A 14,003-nucleotide genomic window follows, 5' to 3' on the forward strand; every position below is an offset into this window, starting at 1 on the left:
CATTATTGGGAGGCAATGGCCTGGTGACCGGGTGTTCCCGCGACCACCTCGGCACTCGCGTCCGATCGATCGGGGCGGCCGGGCGGCCGAGCCGTAGCCCTTCCGGGCGAGCATGGTCCGGCAGGACGGGCGCGGCGCGGCACCACCCCGCGCGGATCTACTCGGCCACCTGCTGATCCACCCGCTGGTGCACATGACGGTAGCCCTCACCGTCGAAGGCCCACTCCCAGCCCACCTCGCCGCGCCGTTCGCACACACCCGACAGGGTGACCACCCCCGGCAGGTTCAGCGCGTGCCCGACGCAGAGCACCTCGCAGAGCAGGTCCAGATCCTCCTCTTCGATCCGCAGCACTCCCCCGGCCTCCAGCCGCAGATCGGCCCAGGCCGTCACCGGCTCCTCCGGATCGAAGAGCCCGCACACCGCCGTGAACGCCCCCTCGTCGGCCGTGAGCAGGAAGTCGCGCAGGGCCTCCGCGCCCCTGGCGTAGGCGACCCGCAGCAGCGGCTCGGGGAAGACACCGGTCAGCGCCGCCTCGGCGGTCTCGCACAGCATCCGGTCCAGCTGCCGCCGGACCCGCCCGCGCTCATGGGCGCGCTCGACGCGGAGCAGGAACTCGGGCACCGGCTCGCCGTCCCAGCGGACCCACTCCTCCTCGGCCGCCGGGTCCGCCGTGTAGGCGAGGTGGCTGTCGCCGTCGTCAGGAGAGATCCCCTCCCGCTCGCAGTACGCGTCGAAGTCCTCGGGCGAGAACGCCCGCCCGCACACCTCCACCCCGTCCCGGCCCAGGCCGGCCAGCAGCGACTCGACGTCGGCCAGGTAGTCCCCGTAGGCCGCGTAGCTCGTGGCGCCGTCGCGGCGCAAGCGCTCGAAGTCGGAGCGATTCGTGACCACGCCCAGCATGGTGGGGACCTTCGGACGCTGCGTGCAGCGCCCGGTCCGCGGGGTGACGACCCGCGCGGGCAGGCAGCTGACCGGACGGGGGCTGCGGGGACGAGCGTGCTTGGCCATGGGAGCCTCCGGGGCTGAGCAGTGGATCACTGCTCCTCGTCCTCCCCGCCCGCACGGCCCTCAAGCGCACGCTGTGTAACAGGACTGTCACTGCACGTGACTCAGCGTGAGCAACGAAAGCGCCCCACCGCTTCCGGAAGGAAGCAAAGAGGCGCCTGCGTCTGTACCGTGCCTCAGTCCCGCTCGGCCTCGCGAGCGCGCAGTGAGGGCTTCAGCTCCATCAGCCGGGCCAGCAGCCCGTTGACGAAGTTGGGCGACTCCTCGGTGGAGAAGTCCTTCGCGATCTCGACGAACTCGTCCAGGACCACCGGGTCCGGGACGCTGTCCTCCCAGATCAGCTCGTACGCGCCGAGCCGCAGGACGTTGCGGTCCACGATCGGCATCCGGTCGAGCGTCCAGCCCACCGCGTAGGTGGAGATCAGGTCGTCGATCCGGGCCGCGTAGCGGCCGTAGCCCTCGACGAGCTGCATCGTGTACTCGTTGACCTGCGGCACGCCCTCTTCGCGGGTGTGCGCGCGCGCCACCCACTCGGCAAGGACCAGCTTGGGCATGACACCCCGGTGGTCGGCCTCGAAGAGGATCTGGAAGGCCCGGGTGCGGGCCTTGTTACGCGCGGTGGCCACGGTTAGGAGTTCACCCGGCCGAGGTAGTCGCCCGTGCGGGTGTCGACCTTGATCTTCTCGCCCTGGTTGATGAAGAGCGGGACGCCGACCTCGGCGCCGGTCTCCAGGCGCGCGGGCTTGGTGCCACCGGTGGAGCGGTCGCCCTGCAGGCCGGGCTCGGTGTACTCGACGACGAGCTCGACGGCGGCCGGGAGCTCGACGTAGAGCGGGGCTCCGTCGTGGACCGCGACGAGGGCGTCGAAGCCCTCCAGCAGGAACTTGGCGGCGTCGCCGACAACCGCCGGGTCGACGTGCGTCTGCTCGTAGGTGTCCATGTCCATGAACACGAACTGCTCGCCGTCCTTGTAGGAGAACTGCATCGTGCGCTTGTCGACGTTGGCCGTCTCGACCTTCACGCCGGCGTTGAAGGTCTTGTCGACGACCTTGCCGGACAGCACGTGCTTGAGCTTGGTGCGCACGAAGGCCGGGCCCTTGCCGGGCTTCACGTGCTGGAACTCGACGACGGACCACAGCTGGTCGTTGTCGAGCTTGAGCACCATGCCGTTCTTGAGGTCGTTGGTGGAAGCCACAGTCGCCCTAACTTCTGGATTTCGCTTTGTCAGCTTGTCAAGGAACCAAGTCACGTGTCCTGCGGGAATCACAGGGCGAGGAGCTCCTTGGTCGTAATGGTGAGCAGCTCGGGCCCTCCATCCTCGGGAGGGCGGACCACGAGCGTGTCCTCGATCCGGACCCCGCCGCGACCCGGGAGCGCTACTCCCAGTCCGACAGTGACCGGCACACGGTTCTCAAGCTTACCGAACTCCCCGGGCCACAATTCCAACGACCCTGCCCGGGGCTCCTCCTCGACGTCCAATCCGACGCCGTGGCCCACCCCTTCGGGCAGCAGTTCGTGCTGCCCGCCCGCCTCCAGCACGCGGCGCGCGGCCCGCGCGCAGTCGTCCAGCGACCCGCCCAGCACCAGCGCCTCGCGCGCGGCGCGCTGCGCGGCGAAGACGAGGGCGTGCAGCTCGATCTGCCACTCCTGCGGCGCGAGGCCGACAACGAAGGTCCGGGCGGCGGAGGCGCGGTAGCCGCGGTAGCAGGCGCCGAGGGAGACGGTGAGGAAATCGCCCTCCTCGACCCGCCGGTCGCCGGGCAGGTGCCGGGCCCGGCCGGAGTGGTCCCCGGTGCCGACGCGGACGGGGAAGGCGGGGCCGTCGGCGCCGTGGTCGATCATGCGGCGCTCGAGCTCCATGGCGAGGTGGCGCTCGCTTCGGCCGACCAGGATCGACTCCAGCAGTTCGCCGAGGGCCTGGTCCGCGATCTCGCCCGCGATCCGCAGGCAGGCGAGCTCCTGCTCGTCCTTGACCACCCGCAGCTGTTCCACTGCGTGGTGCAGGTCGTGCAGCTCGCAGCGCGCCGCGTCGGCGACGGCGCGGTGGCGGGCGACGGTGAGGTCGTGCTCCTCCACCCCCAGCACGCCGACCGCGGCGGCGGCCACGACGGCCACGGCGGGGTCCGTCCCCGGCGGCACCAGCAGCTCGTCCAGCGCGTCGTCGCGGTCCCGCGCGGGATGCGCGACGGCGACGAGGGCGCGGTCGCGCCCGAGCAGGAGCGCGTCCGCGCCGGCCGCCCCGGTCAGCCACCGCACGTTCGCCGCCGCGGTCACCAACGCGGCGTCGACCCCAGCGGCGCTGCAACGTTCGCGCAGGCGCTCACGCCTCTCCTGAAACACGTCACCCATGATCCGAGGCTAGGCTCGCCCCGCTCCCCCCGCGCGCTGGGACACTCTGGGCAGACGATCATGTTGGGCAAGTGATCCAGTTGCACCACCAGGGGCGCGAGGAACTGCGCGACAAGCCAGCCACTCCGGTAGTGCACCGAACGCGCAGGGCCATCCGCTCAGGGTGGTTTCTCGCCCGGTTCCCCGCGCCCCTAGCGAAGTGCAACTATCTGCCGGAGCACTCCATCCAGCGCGGCCGCCGTCGACGGGACGTCCAAGCGGGAGTTGTCGATGATCGGGAGACCCGCGCCGTACCAGCCGGACATGCGGCTGTGGATCTCCGCCACCTGGTCGTCCGGGAGACGGCGATGCCCGCTGCGGCGGGCGTTGCGGGAGAGGACGACGTCGAGGCCGGGAAGCAGGATCACCGGGATGACCTCAGGGCCGATGTGGCGTTTCCAGCCGCCCAGCCCCACCGCAGGGCGGTCGGGGAAGACCGCGTCGTCGATCACGCAGGAGATCCCGTTCGCCAGATAGTTCCGCGCCGCGAAGCCGCAGGTCCGCCGCGCGAGGCGATACTGCGCTTCGGCCTGGTCGTTCCAGCCCGCCTGCGGGTTGGCGAAACCGGCGCGGACCCATTCCCGCACGTCGTCCAGACTGATGTGCGCCGTCGTCGTGGGCCGCCGTTCGGCCCAGTAGCGGGCCACCGACGTCTTGCCCGCGCCCGCCGGACCGATCAGCAGCACCGCCAGCGGTCCACCCGACGGCACCGGCGAGTGCGGCACGACGAAGTGTCCCGTCGGCTCGCCGGGGACTGCCGATTCCGGCACCGCGCGGAGCCCCAGCGTCGCCCTGGGCGGGCCGGAGGCCGGCGGCGGGGGCAGGCTGCCGGAGTAGTACCCCTGGCTCTCTGACATCCGGTCACCTCCGCGACGGAGAATACCGTCCCGCCCGTACCGAGGGTTACCGCTGCTCGGCCAGAGCCCGCAGCGCCAGCTCGTAGGAGCCGATTCCGAAGCCGGCGATCGTCCCCGTCGCCACCGCCGAGATGACCGAGGTGTGCCGGAACTCCTCCCGCGCGTGCGGGTTGGAGATGTGCACCTCGATGAGCGGGGCCGTCCGCTGCGACGCGGCGTCGCGCATGCCGTAGGAGTAGTGCGTGAACGCGCCGGGGTTGATCACGACGGGCAGCTTGCCGTCGGCCGCCTCGTGCAGCCAGCGGATCATCTCGCCCTCGTCGTTGGTCTCCCGCACCTCGACCGCGAAGCCCAGCTCCGCGCCGAGCTTCGTGCAGCGCTCCACCAGGCCCGCGTACGACGTCGAGCCGTAGACGTCGGGCTCGCGCGAGCCGAGGCGGCCCAGGTTCGGGCCGTTCAGCACCAGCACCCGCTGCGGTTCCTGCGCGCTCACACGCCCACCTCCGCGTACGCGGCGACGAGCAGCGACGGGTCCGGGGCCTCCAGCACGGTCGGCTTGCCGAGGCCGTCGAGCACGATGAAGCGCAGCCGGTCGGCCCGCGACTTCTTGTCGAGCTTCATCGCCTCCAGCAGCTTCGGCCAGGCGTCCGCCCGGTAGGTCAGCGGGAGGCCGACGGAGGCGAGGACGGCCTTGTGCCGGTCCGCGGTCTCGTCGTCCAGGCGGCCGGCCAGCCGGCCCAGCTCCGCCGCGAAGACCATTCCGACGCTGACGGCCGCGCCGTGGCGCCACTTGTAGCGCTCGTTGCGCTCGATCGCGTGGGCGAGCGTGTGGCCGTAGTTGAGGATCTCGCGCAGCCCGGCCTCGCGCAGGTCGCCGGAGACGACCTCCGCCTTGACCTTGATCGAGCGCTCGATCAGCTCGGCCGTGTGCGGCCCTGCGGGGGTCTTCGCGCCCTCCGGGTCGGCCTCGACCAGATCCAGGATGACCGGATCGGCGATGAAGCCGGTCTTGATGACCTCGGCCAGCCCGCTCACGTAGTCGTGGCGCGGCACCGTCTCCAACGTGTCCAGGTCCGCCAGCACGCCGACCGGCGGGTGGAAGGCACCGACCAGGTTCTTGCCCTCGGCGATGTTGATGCCGGTCTTGCCGCCGACCGCCGCGTCGACCATGCCCAGCAGCGTCGTCGGCATGGAGACCCAGCGCACGCCGCGCAGCCAGGTCGCCGCGACGAAGCCGGCCAGGTCGGTGGTCGCGCCGCCGCCGATGCCGACGATCACGTCGGTGCGGGTGAAGCCGGTCTGGCCCAGCACGGACCAGCAGTACGCGGCGACCTCGGCGCTCTTGGCCTCCTCCGCGTTGGGCACCTGCAGCGCGATGGCCTCGTAGCCCTGCGCGGCCAGGTCGTCGCGGATCGCCTCGCCGGTCGCGGCCAGCGCCTCGGGGTGGATCACCGCGACGCGCTGCGCGGCGTTGCCGATCAAGCTCGGCAGCTCGCCCAGCAGCTGGTGCCCGACCAGCACGTCGTAGGCGTCGCTGCCGCCGCTCGCGCCGACGCGAATGCGGGTGATGTCCTGCTGCTGCTCGCTCATGCCTTGCTCAGCTCCAGTGCGTCCATGACCGCGTCGGCCACCTGGTCCGGCGTCGACTCGGCCGTGCTCACCACGGCCCGCGCGATGCGCGTGTAGACCGGGCGGCGCTGTTCCATCAGTTCGCGCCAGCGGGCGCGGGGGTTGCCGATCAGCAGCGGGCGCGGCGCGTCCAGGCCGACCCGCTTGACGGCGTCGGCGAGCACCACGTCGAGGAAGACCACCGGCAGGCCGCTCAGCAGCGCCTCGGTCTCCTCGCGCATGACGGCCCCACCGCCGAGCGCGAGCACGCCCGTGTGCTCGGCGACGGCCGCCTTGACGGCCGCCGCCTCCAGCGCGCGGAAGTGCGGCTCGCCCTCGTCGACGAAGATGTCCGCGATCGGCTTGCCCGCCGACTCGACGATGTCGGCGTCCGTGTCCCTGAAGGCGACGCCCAGGCGCTCGGCGAGCAGCTGCCCGACGGAGCTCTTGCCCGCGCCGGGCGGCCCGACCAGGATCACCAGAGGTGCGGTCACTTCACGACCAGGTGGTCGAGGTACCCCTGAACGTTGCGGCGGGTCTCGGAGACGTTGTCGCCGCCGAACTTCTCCGCGACCGCGTCGGCCAGCACCAGCGCGACCATCGCCTCGGCGACGATCCCGGCGGCCGGGACGGCGCAGACGTCCGAGCGCTGGTGGTGCGCCTTGGCGACCTCGCCGGTGCGGGTGTCGATCGTGGCCAGCGCGCGCGGCACGGTCGCGATCGGCTTCATCGCGGCGCGGACCCGCAGCAGCTCACCGGTGGACAGCCCGCCCTCGGTGCCGCCGGAGCGACCGGAGGTGCGGCGCACGCCCTCGGCGGTCGGGACGATCTCGTCGTGCGCCTGCGAGCCGGGGATCCGGGCCAGCTCGAAGCCGTCCCCGACCTCGACGCCCTTGATCGCCTGAATGCCCATCAGCGCGGCGGCGAGCCGGGCGTCCAGACGGCGGTCCCAGTGCACGTGGGAGCCGAGGCCGACGGGGACGCCGTAGGCGAGGACCTCGACTACGCCGCCGAGGGTGTCGCCGTCCTTGTGGGCCTGGTCGATCTCGGCGACCATCCGCTTGGACGCGTCCGCGTCCAGGCAGCGCACCGGGTCCTCGTCCAGCCGCGCCTCGTCCGCCGGGACGGGCAGGACACCGGCCGGCGCCTTGGCCGCGCCGAGCTCCACGACGTGCGAGACCAGCTCGATGCCGCAGGTCTCCTTGAGGTAGGAACGGGCGACGGTGCCGAGTGCGACGCGGGCGGCGGTCTCGCGGGCGCTGGCGCGCTCCAGGATCGGGCGGGCCTCGTCGAGGGAGTACTTCTGCATCCCGGCCAGGTCGGCGTGGCCCGGACGGGGCCGGGTCAACGGCTCGTTGCGGGCGAGCCCGGCGAGGATCTCCGCGTCGACCGGGTCGGCCGACATGACCTGCTCCCACTTGGGCCACTCGGTGTTGCCGACCATGACCGCGACCGGCGAGCCCATCGTCAGCCCGTGGCGGACACCGCCGAGGAAGGTGACGACGTCCTGCTCGAACTTCATCCGCGCGCCACGGCCGTAGCCGAGCCGACGGCGGGCGAGCGCGTCCGCGACCATCTCGGTGGTGACGGGCACACCGGCGGGCAGACCCTCCAGCGTCGCGACGAGTGCGGGGCCGTGCGACTCCCCTGCCGTCAGCCAGCGCAGCGTTCCCAAGGGTTTGCTCCTTCAGATCCCGGACGAACGGTTGCCTACCGCGATCCTCCCATGACGGAGCGCGGAGGACAGAATCCGTCCAAGAAGTGATCAGCCACCTCGGGGGCGCGAGGAACTGCGCGACAAGCCACCCATGTAGGTAGAGCACCGAGCGCGCAGGGCCATCCGCACAGGGCGGTTGCTCGCGCAGTTCCTCGCGCCCCTGGAGGTGTTGCCACTTACCCAGGCTGTGAAAGTGCCGCCTCGCCCGCGGAGCGCATGGCCGCGACAACGTCCGCGTCTGGCAGCCCCGTGAACAAACGGCTCTGCAGGACCGCCTGGTGCACCAGCAGGTCCAAGCCGCCCAGCACCACCCCGTCCCGCTTCTGCCACGCGGAAGCAAGCGCCGTCGGCCACGGGTGGTAGAGGACATCGAAGAGCGTGCCCGGCTGCTCCGGGACCGCGTCCGCGAGGAAGTCCGTCGCGCCGACCGGCGTCGTGGAGATGACCAGCTCCGCGCCGAAGGCCTCCGCCGCGCGGTCCCACTCCTCGGGGACCACGTCGACGCCCAGCCGGTTCCCCACCTCCCGCATCTGCGCCGCCCGCTCGGGCCCGCGCACGAACGCCAGCACCGGACCGTCGCAGACCCGCGCCAGCGCGGCCAGCGCGGAGGACGCCGTCGCGCCCGCGCCCAGCACCGCCGCACTGCGGACCCGCTCGACGCCGCGCTCGCGCAGCGCCGCGACCAGGCCGGGGACGTCCGTATTGTCCCCGGTCCGGCGACCGTCGGCGTGGAAGACGACCGTGTTGACCGCGTCCACGCCGAGCGCCACCGGCGAGACCTCGTCGAGCAGCGGGATGACCGCCCGCTTCAGCGGCATGGTGAGCGAGAGGCCCGCCCACCCCTCGCCCTCGACGTCCAGTTCCCGGAGGAACCGGGGCAGCGCCGCCTCGTCGACCTCGAACCGGTCGTAGCGCCACTCCTCCGCCAGCCCCAGCGCCGCGAACGCGGCGCGGTGCAGGGCCGGCGAGAGCGAGTGAGTGATCGGGGATCCCAGGACCGCCGCGCGCCTCACTGGCACTGTCCCGATGTCCGGTTGACCTTCTGGCCGTGCTTGGCGCAGTAGACCTGGACGTCGTCGAGGAACGTGCTCCACGTGGCGGAGAAGCGGGTGTCGTTGGTGTCGACGGCGACGAAGAAGGCCCAGTCGCCCGGGGTCGGGTTCAGCACCGCCTGGATCGCGGCCTCGCCCGGGTTGCTGATGGGCGTCGGGGGCAGGCCCTTCACCTTGTACGTGTTGAAGCCGCCCTCGGGGCTGGCCAACTGGGCGTTGGTGAAGGTCTTGCTGCCCAGGTGGTACTGCAGCGTCGTGTCGACTTCCAGCATGCCGTAGGTGACGTTGCTGTTGAGGCGGTTGTAGAGCACCCGCGCGATCTTGCCGAAGTCGGACGTGTTGTTGCCTTCGGCCTGGAGGATGCTCGCCTCGGTCAGCACCTCGTAGCCGTTCGCGAGCTTGACGCCCTTCGCCCCGGCGTCCAGCTGCAGGCTGTCGATCTTGGACTTGGCCATGGTGACCATCGCCTGGAGCAGGTCGAGCGGCTTCATGCCCTTGGCGATCGAGTAGCGGGTCGGCCAGAGGAAGCCCTCAGGGTTGTTCTTGGCCTCCGCCGGCAGGCCGAGCTGGGCAGCGTGGTCCTGCGCGGCCTGAGCCGTCGTGCCGGCCTTGAGGTTGAGCTTGCCGTCGACCAGCGCGTAGATCTGCTTGGCGGTCTTGCCCTCGGGGATCGTGACGGAACTCCCGCCCGCCTGGTCGATCAGCGACTTCAGCGCCAGGGCAGCCGACATCTGCAGCTTCAGCGTGTAGTAGCCGGGCTGGATGTTCTGCGAGCTCTTGTCACCGTTGTAGGCGTTGACGAAGGCCTGGGCGCTCTCGATCACGCCGGCGGCCTTGAGCGTGTTGGCCATCTTCCAGCCGTCGGCGCCGTCCGGGATCTGCACCTGGACGTCGCTCGTCCCGGCACCGGCATAGTCCGGCGGCGGGCCGAAGTGGCTTTCGTAGTACTGGTAGCCGAAGTAGCCGCCACCGCCCAAGAAGGCGATCAGCATCATCGACAGGCCGAGGCAGGCGACGCCGCTGCGCTTGCGCTCGGTGCGGCCCTGCTGCTTGTCCTTGCGGCGACCGCTGCGGCTGTCGTCCTCGTCCGACAGGAAGGGGAGGTACTCCTCGCCGTCCTCGTGCTCCTCGACGTAGACGTCCTCGTCCGCGTGGACGTGGTGCTCCTCGACGGGCGGAGCCTCGCCTCGGGCCTCGGCCTCGAGTCGCGCGGCCTCGGCGACCCAGTCGATGCCGTCGGCGCCGGGGCCGGACGGCGGCGGGCCCTGCGGCCGCTGGGGCCGTGCCTGCGGCTGCTGGGGCTGCTGGGGCTGCTGCTGCGGGTTGAAGACCGGCTGCTGCCCCGTCCCGTACGGGCCCTGCGGCCACCCCGGCTGCTGGGGCTGCGGCTGCTGCGGCTGCTGCCCGTACGGGTACGGCTGCTGCGGGTACGGCTGGGGTTGCTGCGGCTGCCCGTACGGCTGGGGTTGCTGCGGGTTCCCGTAAGGCTGCTGGGGCTGCTGTGGCTGCCCGTAGGGGTACGGCTGCTGGGGCGGGTAGCCGCCCTGTTCTCCGTACGGGCCGGCCTGGCCCCACGGTTCGGAGCCGTAGCCCCGGCCCTGGTCGGTCATGCATCCCCTCGGATTCAGCGACGAATCGAACCGGCGTACCCATGGGCTCGCCGTGGACGGAACGTTACCCGACCGAAGCCAACCGGAGGCTTTGGGCACGTTCGCGCCACGCAGAGCACCGCACGTGGTAGCCCAGAGTGACGAAGGGGCCCACCCGAAGGTGGACCCCCAATGCAAGGCGTCAGCCTACAGCGACTCCCCAGCGGGTTCGACAGTCTCCCCCGGCGGGCGTCCGCTCGTCTTCTCGGTCTCCAGCGCGCTCTGCAGGATGACCACGGCCGCGGCCTGGTCGATGCGCGAGCGGCCCTGCTTCGATTTCACTCCCGCGGCGCGCATGCCCGCCGCCGCGCTGACGGTGGTCATCCGCTCGTCCACCAGCCGCACCGGCACCGGCGCGATCCGCGCCGCCAGCCGGCCCGCGTACTCGCGGACCTTCGCGGCGGCCGGGCCCTCGCGTCCGCTCATGGAACGCGGGAGCCCGACGACGACCTCGATCGGCTCGTACTCCGCCACGATGGCGGCGAGCCGCGCCTGCGACTTGCCGCCTGCGGGGACCGTCTCCACCGGGGTGGCCAGCAGCCCGTCGGGGTCGCAGGACGCGACCCCGATCCGGGCGTCGCCGACGTCCACGGCGATCCGACGGCCGCGACGCATGGAAGTCATCGATCCGGCCTCAGGCCTTCTCGGTGACGAGGGCGCGCACGGCCTCGACCGCCTGGCCGACGGCGGTCGGGTCCTGCCCGCCGCCCTGGGCCACGTCGTCCTTGCCGCCACCGCCACCACCGAGGGTCTTGGCGGCGGCGCGGACCAGCTCGCCGGCCTTGATGCCGCGCTCACGGGCGGCCTCGTTGGTGGCGATCACGGTCAGCGGACGGCCGTTCGCGACGGTGAACAGCGCGACCACAGCGGCCCGGCCGCCCTGGCCGACGCGGTTGCGCACGTCCAGGACCAGCTTGCGCAGGTCGTCGGCGCCGGTGCCGTCCGGGACCTGGCCGGTGACCAGGGCCGTGCCGCGCACGTCCTCGGCGCCCTCGGCCAGCCCGGCGGCGGCCTGCAGGACCTTCTCGGCGCGGAAGCGCTCGATCTCCTTCTCGGCGTCCTTGAGCTTGGCGAGCATGCCGGAGATCTTCTCCGGCAGCTCCTCCGGGCGACCCTTGACCAGCTCGGTCAGCTGGGCCACCACGGTGTGCTCGCGGGCCAGGAAGTTGTAGGCGTCCACGCCGACCAGCGCCTCGACGCGGCGCACGCCGGAGCCGATGGAGGACTCGCCGAGCAGCTTCACCAGGCCCAGCTGGGCGGTGTTCTCCACATGTGTGCCGCCGCAGAGCTCCTTGGAGAAGTCGCCGATCGTGACGACGCGGACCTTCTCGCCGTACTTCTCGCCGAACTCGGCGATGGCGCCCTGCTTCTTGGCCTCGGCGATGCCCATGATCTCGGCGGTGACGTCGAGCTCGCGGCTGAGCACCTCGTTGATCTTCTGCTCGACGTCGGTGAGCACCATGCCGGGGACGGCGGTCGGCGAGCCGAAGTCGAAGCGGAAGCGGCCCGGGGAGTTCTCCGAACCGGCCTGGGCGGCCGTCGGGCCGAGCGCGTCGCGCAGCGCCTGGTGGGTCAGGTGGGTGGCGCTGTGGGCGCGGGCGATGGCCCGGCGGCGGCGCACGTCGATGACGGCCTGCACGGACGCGCCGACGGTCACCTCGCCGACCTGGACGACGCCCTTGTGCACGACCACGCCGGGGACCGGCTTCTGCACGTCGTGGATCTCGATGACGGCACCGGACTCGGTGCGGATCCGGCCGTGGTCGGCGAGCTGGCCGCCGCCCTCGGCATAGAAGGGGGTGCGGTCCAGCACGATCTCGACGTCGTCGCCCTCGGAGGCGGCGGGCGAGGAGACGCCGTCGACGAGCAGACCGACGACGCTGGCCTCGTTCTCGTTGTTCGTGTAGCCGGTGAACTCGGTCTCGCCCGAGGCGTCCGCGATGGAACGGTAGGACTGGACGTCGGCGTGGCCGGTCTTCTTGGCCTTGGCGTCGGCCTTGGCCCGGTCCCGCTGCTCCTTCATCAGGCGGCGGAAGCCGTCCTCGTCCACGGCCAGACCCTGCTCGGCGGCGATCTCCAGGGTGAGGTCGATCGGGAAGCCGTAGGTGTCGTGCAGCTGGAAGGCGTTGTCGCCGGAGAGCACCTTGCCGCCCGCTCCGCGGGTCTCGGTGATGGCGGTGTCCAGGATGTTGGTGCCGGCGCGCAGCGTCTTGAGGAAGCTGGCCTCCTCGGCCAGCGCGACGGTCTCGACGCGCTTGCGGTCGGTCAGCAGCTCCGGGTACTGCTCGCCCATCGTGGTCAGCACGACGTCGATCAGCTGCTCGACGACCGGGCCGGTGGCGCCCAGGAGCCGCATGTTGCGGATGGCGCGGCGCATGATGCGGCGCAGCACGTAGCCGCGGCCTTCGTTGCCGGGGGTGACGCCGTCGCCGATCAGCATGGCAGAGGTGCGCATGTGGTCGGCGACCACGCGCAGCGAGACGTCCGAGCCGTGCTCGGCGCCGTAGCGAACGCCGGTCAGCTCGGTGGCCTTGTCGATGACGACGCGCAGGGTGTCCGTCTCGTACATGTTCTGGACGCCCTGGAGGATCATCGCCAGGCGCTCCAGGCCGAGCCCGGTGTCGATGTTCTTGGCCGGGAGGTCGCCCAGGATCGGGAAGTCCTCCTTGCCGTCGCCCGCGCCGCGCTCGTACTGCATGAAGACCAGGTTCCAGATCTCCACGTAGCGCTCGTCGTTGACGGCCGGGCCGCCCTCGACGCCGAACTCGGGACCGCGGTCGTAGTTGATCTCCGAGCAGGGGCCACAGGGGCCGGGGACGCCCATGGACCAGAAGTTGTCCTTCTTGCCCAGCCGCTGGATCCGCTCCTGCGGAACGCCGACGACGTCGCGCCAGATCCGCTCGGCCTCGTCGTCGTCGAGGTAGACGGTGATCCAGAGGCGCTCCGGGTCGAGGCCGTAGCCGCCATCGGCCACAGACGAGGTCAGCAGCTCCCAGGCGTACTTGATGGCCCCTTCCTTGAAGTAGTCCCCGAAGGAGAAGTTGCCGCACATCTGGAAGAAGGTGCCGTGGCGAGTGGTCTTGCCGACCTCCTCGATGTCCGGGGTGCGGACGCACTTCTGCACGCTGGTGGCGGTCGGGAACGGCGGCTTGACCTCGCCCAGGAAGTAGGGCTTGAAGGGCACCATGCCGGCCGGGACCAGCAGCAGGGTCGGGTCGTCCGCGATGAGCGACGCCGAGGGGACGACGGTGTGGCCGCGCTCCTCGAAGAAGCGCAGCCAGCGGCGGCGGATCTCAGCCGACTCCATTACAGGTCCTCATTCCGGTCGAGCTTGCTGGTGACGGTCTTGCTGGTGATGGTCGTGCGGTTCTGCAGAGCTGGGGTGACGGGACGGGCAGCGGGCTCGACGGCTGCCGCGTCCTGCCGCGCTCGCGGCAGGACGGAGCGCATCGGCGCCGCGCGCAGCACCGGCGCGTCAGGATGGACGGGCGCGGCCAGCACGCTGCCGTCCAGGCCGAGTTGGCGGTTCAGCTCCAGCTCGCGCTGGAGCATCCCGGCCCGCACCTCGTGCGTGAAGTTGCGCACGGCGCGGCCGACTTCGAGCGATCCGAGGGCCGCGCCCTCAGCCACGCCGCCCGGAGTGAGGCTGCGCGCGAGGCGGTTGGCCTTGTTGATGGTCCAGACGGTGGCGCCTGCGCCCACCGCCATCCAGAAGATCCGGCGCAT

14 protein-coding genes are annotated in these 14,003 nt (G+C 71.5%); all 14 read right to left on the minus strand.

What is annotated here, in order from left to right; all coding sequences use genetic code 11:
* Positions 1-157: 157 nt before the first annotated feature.
* Positions 158-1,009, minus strand: a complete 852-nt coding sequence (locus ABIA32_RS23535) for a hypothetical protein (RefSeq protein WP_370098854.1) — start codon at positions 1,007-1,009, stop codon at positions 158-160.
* Positions 1,010-1,182: 173 nt separating this feature from the next.
* A complete protein-coding gene (nusB, locus tag ABIA32_RS23540) occupies positions 1,183-1,632 on the minus strand; it encodes a transcription antitermination factor NusB (RefSeq protein WP_370098856.1) in 450 nt (149 codons plus the stop codon).
* Between the two features lie 2 nt (positions 1,633-1,634).
* The gene (gene efp / locus ABIA32_RS23545) at positions 1,635-2,201 is read right to left on the minus strand and encodes an elongation factor P (protein WP_370098859.1); all 567 of its coding nucleotides are present in this window, start codon (positions 2,199-2,201) and stop codon (positions 1,635-1,637) included.
* Positions 2,202-2,269: 68 nt separating this feature from the next.
* Positions 2,270-3,355 (minus strand): M24 family metallopeptidase, encoded by a 1,086-nt coding sequence (locus tag ABIA32_RS23550; protein WP_370098862.1) that lies wholly within the window; start codon positions 3,353-3,355, stop codon positions 2,270-2,272.
* A 191-nt stretch (positions 3,356-3,546) separates the two neighbouring features.
* The gene (locus tag ABIA32_RS23555) at positions 3,547-4,251 is read right to left on the minus strand and encodes an AAA family ATPase (protein ID WP_370098865.1); all 705 of its coding nucleotides are present in this window, start codon (positions 4,249-4,251) and stop codon (positions 3,547-3,549) included.
* Positions 4,252-4,297: 46 nt separating this feature from the next.
* Positions 4,298-4,744 carry a type II 3-dehydroquinate dehydratase gene (aroQ, locus tag ABIA32_RS23560; RefSeq protein WP_370098867.1) on the minus strand — a complete coding sequence of 149 codons (447 nt, stop codon included), beginning with the start codon at positions 4,742-4,744 and terminating at the stop codon, positions 4,298-4,300.
* A complete protein-coding gene (aroB, locus tag ABIA32_RS23565; protein WP_370098870.1) occupies positions 4,741-5,841 on the minus strand; it encodes a 3-dehydroquinate synthase in 1,101 nt (366 codons plus the stop codon). Before aroB ends, aroQ begins: the two co-directional genes overlap by 4 nt.
* Entirely contained in the window at positions 5,838-6,353 is a 516-nt protein-coding gene (locus ABIA32_RS23570; protein WP_370098874.1) for a shikimate kinase, read from the minus strand. Before ABIA32_RS23570 ends, aroB begins: the two co-directional genes overlap by 4 nt.
* Positions 6,350-7,534 (minus strand): chorismate synthase, encoded by a 1,185-nt coding sequence (gene aroC, locus ABIA32_RS23575; protein WP_370098877.1) that lies wholly within the window; start codon positions 7,532-7,534, stop codon positions 6,350-6,352. Before aroC ends, ABIA32_RS23570 begins: the two co-directional genes overlap by 4 nt.
* Before the next feature lie 218 nt (positions 7,535-7,752).
* Entirely contained in the window at positions 7,753-8,589 is an 837-nt protein-coding gene (locus ABIA32_RS23580; protein WP_370098879.1) for a shikimate dehydrogenase, read from the minus strand.
* The gene (gene mltG / locus ABIA32_RS23585) at positions 8,586-10,238 is read right to left on the minus strand and encodes an endolytic transglycosylase MltG (protein WP_370098882.1); all 1,653 of its coding nucleotides are present in this window, start codon (positions 10,236-10,238) and stop codon (positions 8,586-8,588) included. Before mltG ends, ABIA32_RS23580 begins: the two co-directional genes overlap by 4 nt.
* A 186-nt stretch (positions 10,239-10,424) precedes the next feature.
* Entirely contained in the window at positions 10,425-10,901 is a 477-nt protein-coding gene (gene ruvX, locus ABIA32_RS23590; RefSeq protein WP_370098885.1) for a Holliday junction resolvase RuvX, read from the minus strand.
* A gap of 10 nt (positions 10,902-10,911) precedes the next feature.
* Positions 10,912-13,584: an alanine--tRNA ligase gene (gene alaS / locus ABIA32_RS23595; protein ID WP_370098888.1), complete on the minus strand. Its 2,673-nt coding sequence runs from the start codon at positions 13,582-13,584 to the stop codon at positions 10,912-10,914.
* On the minus strand, positions 13,584-14,003 hold the full coding sequence (locus ABIA32_RS23600; RefSeq protein WP_370098891.1) for a DUF6167 family protein: 420 nt from the start codon (positions 14,001-14,003) through the stop codon (positions 13,584-13,586). The genes alaS and ABIA32_RS23600 overlap by 1 nt, the downstream gene beginning before the upstream one ends.

It is taken from the genome of Streptacidiphilus sp. MAP12-20 (assembly GCF_041262525.1).
Lineage (GTDB): Bacteria > Actinomycetota > Actinomycetes > Streptomycetales > Streptomycetaceae > Streptacidiphilus.